The organism is Enterobacter sp. AG326 (genome assembly GCF_004362415.1).
In the GTDB taxonomy this organism is placed as follows: Bacteria; Pseudomonadota; Gammaproteobacteria; order Enterobacterales; family Enterobacteriaceae; genus Enterobacter; species Enterobacter asburiae.
The window spans coordinates 75,137-81,844 of sequence record NZ_SNXG01000011.1 but is presented as its reverse complement, the minus strand read 5'-3'; the positions used below and the strand labels follow the sequence as shown (position 1 = coordinate 81,844).

The following is a 6,708-nucleotide window of genomic DNA, read 5'->3' as shown; positions in this document are numbered from 1 at the left end:
AGAGACTTGGTATTCATTTTTCGTCTTGCGACGTTAAGAATCCATGTCACTTTGAGTGCCCACACAGATTGTCTGATAAATTGTTAAAGAGCAGTGCCGCTTCGCTTTTCGCTGCGGCGCGGGGTGTGCATATTACGCTTTCCCGCTTCAGAGTCAAGCGTTTATTTTCGCTTTTCTCTGCTGGTGTTCATCTCTGAACCCCGCTAACCCGGCGGCCTGTAAGCCGTTGTTCCGTGTCAGTGGAGGCGCATTATAGGGAGTTATTCTGACGTGACAAGCACAAAATACAAAAAACTTTTCGTTCGCTCACTTTTCAAACTTAACGCTTATTTAAGTCGCGAATCGCCCGTTAAATGTGCGATTTCCCGCGCAAAACTGGCCACCTGCGACCAGTCGGTATAAACCACTTCTTTACGCGTATCGGTTTCCCCCCCGGTCATCTTCATAATCAGGCGGATCATAAAGCGGTCATACCAGCGGTAGCGAGGGTAGCGCAGCGCGCCGGCAAAGACGGCGCAAAGGTCTGGCTGCCACGGCGAGCTGAGTAAAAACTTGCGCGTGTAGCTGTTGGTCTGCGGCGTACGCTTCTCGGCTTTACGAGCGACAAGATTGACCGAGTAAAAGGCACCGGGCAATTTGTTGAGCACCGCGGTGTGCTTTTTCACAAAGCGATCCAGCGCCGGATGGAAATGCCCGTAACGAATTGACGCGCCAATCACCACGCGATCGTACTCCTGCCAGGCTATCTGCTCCGCACGGTTCAGGTTCACCACATCAGAGTAAATACCCAGCTCTTTTAATTCCGACGCCAGATAAGCGGCAATCTCACGCGTTTGTCCGTCTCGCGTAGAGAAAAGAATCAATGTTTTCATCAACGGCTCCTTACTCGCGCCAGAATGTAGGGGTGAACAGCACCAGCAGCGTAAAGACCTCAAGACGACCAAACAGCATATTGGCGATGAGGATCCATTTCGCGACCGGGTTCATGCTGGCAAAGTTATCCGCCACAACGCCCAGGCCGGGCCCGAGGTTATTCAATGTTGCTACGACGGACGCAAAGGCGGAGAAATCATCCACCCCCGTCGCGATAATCGCCAGCATACTGACGATAAAGACCAGCGCATACGCCGAGAAGAATCCCCACACCGCTTCGAGGATACGTTCCGGCAGCGCGCGGTTCCCCAACTTAATGCTGTAAACCGCGTTCGGGTGGACCAGGCGCTTCAGCTCACGGTTGCCCTGCTTAAACAGCAGCAGAATACGAATTACCTTCAGGCCGCCGCCCGTAGAACCCGCACAGCCCCCGATAAATGCCGAGCATAACAGCAGCACCGGCAGGAACAGGGGCCAGCGCGCGATGCTGTCCGTGGTAAACCCGGCGGTCGTCGCCATCGATACCACCTGGAAGAACGCCTGATTTAGCGTGGTCAGCGCGGAGTTGTAGACATCATGGAACCACAGCACCAGGGTACAGATGATTACCAGCGTAAGCTGGACGCCAATAAACATGCGGAATTCCGGGTCACGCCAGTACACCTTCAGGCTGCGCCCGCTCAGTAAAGAGAAGTGCAGACCGTAGTTACAGCCTGAAATCAGCAGGAAAATGGCAATAATCGTGTTAATCGTTGGGCTGTCGAAGTAGCCGACGCTGGCATCGTGGGTGGAGAACCCGCCGATAGCGATCGTCGCAAAGCTGTGTCCGATGGCGTCGAAAGCGGGCATCCCGGCGAACCATAGCGCCAGCGCACAGGCCACCGTCAGTAATACATAGATAAGCCAGAGGGTTTTCGCCGTCTCGGCAATACGCGGGCGCATCTTGTTATCTTTCAGCGGTCCGGGCATTTCGGCGCGATAGAGCTGCATGCCGCCAACGCCCAGAATAGGGAGAATAGCCACTGCCAGGACGATGATCCCCATCCCCCCGAACCACTGCAGCATCTGGCGATAAAAGAGAATGGCGTGCGGGAGTGAATCCAGCCCCACCAGCGTCGTCGCCCCGGTGGTTGTTAAACCGGAGAACGATTCAAAAAAGGCATCCGTGATGCTCAGGTTAGGCTGTTCAGAGAAGATAAAGGGCAGCGAACCGACGCTCCCCAGCACCGTCCAGAACAGCACCACAATCAGAAATCCTTCGCGAGATTTCAGCTCACCTTTCTGACGACGGTTTGGCCACCACAGCAGCGAGCCAATCGCCAGCGCGACAAAGAAGGTCTGGGTAAATGCCCGCCCCGCGCCGTCCCGGTAGATAAGCGCCACCAGTCCTGGGAGAATCATCGTCCCGGAAAAGAGTATGACCAGTAGTCCAACGATTCGGGTTATGGCACGAAAATGCATCTCTGCCGCTTCCTTTGGTATTCAAAAAAGTGAGGTGGGGATTATTCTTCAATCGGCAGCAATTGCAACGAACCACGACTAAAATCAGCCAGTTTTGCTGAAAAAGCAGCCAGCTCCGCCTGAGGAAGCGCCACGCGTAATTGCACCATTGCCTGGTAATCACTGTGCGCAATCACGCCGTTAAACTGTTTGAGCAGCGTTTCAATGCCCGATAGCTGAGCGTAATCGCACAACAAAGTATATTCAGTGAGCGGCGTTTTGCGGATAGTTGTGAGCATATTCAGTGCCTGCTGAACTCCGCCGCCATACGCTTTTACCAGCCCACCCGTGCCCAACAGGATACCGCCGTAGTAGCGCACCACCACGGCGGTAATTTCACCCACGCCGCTGCCCATCAGCTGCGAAAGCATGGGTTTACCGGCCGTGCCCGCCGGTTCACCGTCGTCGGAAAACCCCAGCTGTTGTGAATCGTCCGGCGGCCCTGCCACCCACGCCACGCAGTGGTGACGCGCGTCAGGATGCTCAGCCCGAACGGATTCGACAAACGCCTTTGCCGCCTCTACGCCGTCGGTATGCGCCAGCAGCGTAATAAAGCGGCTTTTCTTGATTTCCTCAACAAAGGTGACCGGTTCAGCCGGTATCAGCCAGCTTTCCATCAGGCCAGCTTCAGGTCTCGCGTCATGTTCTCAATACCGTTTTCGTGAACCACCACGTTATCTTCGATGCGAATGCCGCCAAACGGCTTCAGCGCGTCAATTTTTTCCCAGTTGAAGTGTTTGCTGAACTGGCCTTCACGCCACGGCGCCAGCAGGGATTCGATAAAGTAGATCCCCGGTTCAATCGTCAACACCATACGCGGCTCCAGAATACGGGTGCAGCGCAGGTAAGGATATTTAGACGGTGCCGCCAGGTGCGTCCCGGTGTCATCCTGCATAAAGCCCGCAACGTCGTGAACCTGCAGGCCCAGCGGGTGACCGATACCGTGCGGCATGAATGGCCCGGTCAGATCGTTCTCGACCATCGCCTCTTCGCTCATGTCTTTAACAATCTGATGCTTACGCAGCAGTTTTGCGATGCGCTGATGGAACTGGATGTGGTAATCCACATAGCTGGTTCCCGCCTTCATGGTGGCAATCAGCGCCAGCTGTTCATCGTTCACGTCTTTAATCAGCTGCGCGAAATCGGTATCCGCATTCGCCGCCCAGGTACGGGTCAGGTCGGCCGCGTAGCCGTTGTACTCTGCCCCTGCGTCCAGCAGGAAGCTGCGCATTTCCGACGGAACATGGTGATCCAGTTTGGTGTAGTGAAGCACAGACGCGTGCTCGTTCAGCGCGACGATATTGCTGTACGGCACGTCGGTATCACGGTGGCCTGTCGCGGTCAGATAGGCCTGGTTGATGTCGAACTCGCTCATGCCGGACTGGAACGCTTCATGCGCCGCACGGTGACCGTTCACCGCCGTTTTTTGCGCTTCACGCATGCAGTAAAGTTCGTAGTCGGTTTTATACGCACGGTAATAGTGCAGGTAATCAAGCACCCCTTTCGGGTTGAGTTTGTCTGCCGGAATATCCAGACCCAGCGCGCGCTCCGGAACAGGGCCAATGTAGCCGATATTGCCACGCGCCGCAGGCAGCTGGCTGCCAATGCCGTCCGCTTTCGGCAGCGCAATCACGTCGATCTCTTCGGTCCAGAAAGAGGTCGGCAGCGGCTCTACGTTGTGCCAGTAATCAACAGGCAGGTAGAACCACAGTTTCGGTTTGTTCACGCCGTCCACCAGCAGCCAGCAATTTGGAACCTGAGTTACCGGTACCCAGGCTTTAAACTGCGGGTTCACCTTAAACGGATACGCGTGGTCATCCAGAAAGGTATTCATCAGCTCGCCGGAGTGGATCAGCAGCGCATCCAGCTTAAAGCGGGCCAGTACATCGCGGGTACGTTCCTGTAGGGTAACGATATGATTTTTATAAAGCGAAGCCAGTGAGTCCATCATTCTTCCTTTCGTTTTTTTGACCTCAAGTCATCGCATCTTAGCACACCTCACTCCGGCTGCGTGATTTCCACCGACCGTGATCAATGCAGCATTTTCTTAATGAGTAATTTGCATTTTATTAACATAAATCCCACACTCCGATTCATCTGGTATGACCAGATCCAATTGCTGGATTCAGGAGACTGACATGCTCTACAAAGGCGACACCCTGTACCTCAACTGGCTGGAAGATGGCATTGCCGAACTGGTGTTCGATGCCCCCGGCTCAGTGAACAAGCTTGATACCGCGACGGTGGCCAGTCTTGGCCAGGCGCTTGATGTTCTTGAAAAACAACCTGAATTAAAAGGGCTGCTGCTGCGTTCGAACAAAGCGGCCTTTATTGTCGGTGCCGATATCACCGAGTTCCTTTCGCTGTTCCTGGTCCCGGAAGAACAGCTGAGCCAGTGGCTGCACTTTGCCAACAGCGTCTTTAATCGTCTGGAAGATCTGCCTGTCCCAACCATTTCCGCCGTTAACGGCTACGCGCTGGGCGGCGGCTGCGAGTGCGTGCTGGCGACCGACTACCGTCTGGCGACGCCGGACCTGCGCATCGGCCTGCCGGAAACCAAGCTGGGCATCATGCCGGGCTTTGGCGGTTCCGTACGTATGCCGCGCATGCTGGGTGCCGACAGCGCCCTTGAGATCATTGCCGCAGGTAAAGACGTCGGCGCCGAACAGGCGCAGAAAATCGGCCTGGTCGACGGCGTCGTGAAACCAGAGAAACTGGTTGAAGGCGCACTCGCCATTCTGCGTCAGGCCATCAACGGCGATCTCGACTGGAAAGCCAAACGCCAGCCGAAGCTGGAGCCGTTAAAACTCAGCAAAATTGAAGCCACCATGAGCTTCACCATCGCCAAAGGCATGGTCATGCAGACGGCGGGTAAACACTACCCGGCGCCGATCACGGCGGTGAAAACCATTGAAGCCGCGGCCCGCCTCGGTCGCGACGAGGCGCTGAAGCTCGAAAATCAGAGCTTTGTCCCGCTGGCGCACACCAATGAAGCCCGCGCGCTGGTCGGTATCTTCCTCAACGATCAGTTCGTGAAGGGTAAAGCCAAACAGCTGACTAAAAACGTTGAGACGCCAAAACATGCGGCGGTACTCGGCGCGGGCATTATGGGTGGCGGCATCGCTTACCAGTCGGCCTGGAAAGGCGTGCCGGTAGTGATGAAAGACATCAGCGAGAAATCTCTGACGCTGGGCATGACCGAAGCGGCCAAGCTGCTGAATAAACAGCTGGAGCGCGGAAAAATTGACGGGCTGAAGCTTGCAGGTGTGATCTCCACCATTCAGCCCGTGCTGGAATACAGCGGTTTCGACCGTGTCGACGTGGTAGTCGAAGCCGTCGTCGAGAATCCGAAAGTCAAAAAAGCGGTGCTGGCGGAAACGGAAGACAAGGTTCGTCCTGAGACCGTGCTGGCCTCTAACACCTCCACCATTCCAATCAGCGAACTGGCGAGCGTGCTGAAGCGTCCGGAAAACTTCTGCGGGATGCACTTCTTCAACCCGGTACACCGTATGCCGCTGGTCGAAGTGATTCGAGGGGAAAAAACCTCTGACGAAACCATCGCTAAAGTGGTGGCATGGGCGAGCAAGATGGGCAAAACGCCGATCGTTGTTAACGACTGCCCGGGCTTCTTCGTCAACCGCGTGCTGTTCCCTTACTTCGCCGGTTTCAGCCAGCTGCTGCGCGACGGTGCGGACTTCCGCAAAATCGACAAAGTAATGGAGAAACAGTTCGGCTGGCCGATGGGCCCGGCGTATCTGCTGGATGTGGTCGGCATTGATACCGCCCACCACGCTCAGGCGGTAATGGCGGCAGGCTTCCCGCAGCGTATGCAGAAAGATTATCGCGACGCCATTGACGCTCTGTTCGACGCTAACCGCTTCGGACAGAAAAACGGCCTGGGCTTCTGGCGCTATAAAGAAGACAGCAAAGGCAAACCGAAGAAAGAAGAAGATGCCGTGGTGGACGGCCTGCTGGCCGACGTTAGCCAGCCGAAACGCGACTTCACCGACGATGAAATCATCGCCCGGATGATGATCCCGATGGTCAACGAAGTGGTGCGTTGCCTCGAAGAAGGCATCATCGCCAGCCCGGCAGAAGCGGACATGGCGCTGGTGTACGGCCTGGGCTTCCCTCCGTTCCACGGCGGCGCGTTCCGCTGGCTGGACACGCTCGGCAGCGCCCGCTATCTCGATATGGCTCAGCAGTATCAGCACCTCGGCCCGCTTTATGAGGTGCCGGAAGGGCTGCGTAACAAAGCGCGCCATAACGAACCCTACTATCCAGCAGTTGAGCCAGCCCGTCCGGTTGGCGAGCTGAAAACGGCTTAAGGAGTCA

At 55.9% G+C, this 6,708-nt stretch carries 6 protein-coding genes; 2 read left to right on the top strand and 4 right to left on the bottom strand.

Annotation, left to right across the window (positions count from 1 at the left end):
- Positions 1-197 (top strand): hypothetical protein (locus DFO52_RS23175; RefSeq protein ID WP_208110480.1); only part of this gene is annotated, 197 nt, incomplete at its 5' end.
- Positions 198-326: 129 nt separating this feature from the next.
- On the opposite strand, the gene hemG is transcribed toward DFO52_RS23175, so the two are convergent.
- From hemG to pepQ, 4 genes are read right to left on the bottom strand one after another with little or no spacing between them, the layout of a single operon-like run.
- Positions 327-872, bottom strand: a complete 546-nt coding sequence (hemG, locus tag DFO52_RS21570; RefSeq protein WP_023333780.1) for a menaquinone-dependent protoporphyrinogen IX dehydrogenase — start codon at positions 870-872, stop codon at positions 327-329.
- Positions 873-882: 10 nt separating this feature from the next.
- Positions 883-2,334 (bottom strand): Trk system potassium transporter TrkH, encoded by a 1,452-nt coding sequence (trkH, locus tag DFO52_RS21565; RefSeq protein WP_023309600.1) that lies wholly within the window; start codon positions 2,332-2,334, stop codon positions 883-885.
- Between the two features lie 41 nt (positions 2,335-2,375).
- Positions 2,376-2,990, bottom strand: coding sequence for an IMPACT family protein (locus DFO52_RS21560; protein WP_029739673.1), 615 nt, complete (start codon positions 2,988-2,990; stop codon positions 2,376-2,378).
- Positions 2,990-4,321, bottom strand: a complete 1,332-nt coding sequence (pepQ, locus tag DFO52_RS21555) for a Xaa-Pro dipeptidase (RefSeq protein ID WP_032662849.1) — start codon at positions 4,319-4,321, stop codon at positions 2,990-2,992. The genes DFO52_RS21560 and pepQ overlap by 1 nt, the downstream gene beginning before the upstream one ends.
- 190 nt (positions 4,322-4,511) lie before the next feature.
- On the opposite strand from pepQ, the gene fadB reads away from it, so the two are divergent.
- Entirely contained in the window at positions 4,512-6,701 is a 2,190-nt protein-coding gene (gene fadB, locus DFO52_RS21545; protein WP_133551154.1) for a fatty acid oxidation complex subunit alpha FadB, read from the top strand.
- Positions 6,702-6,708: the final 7 nt, after the last annotated feature.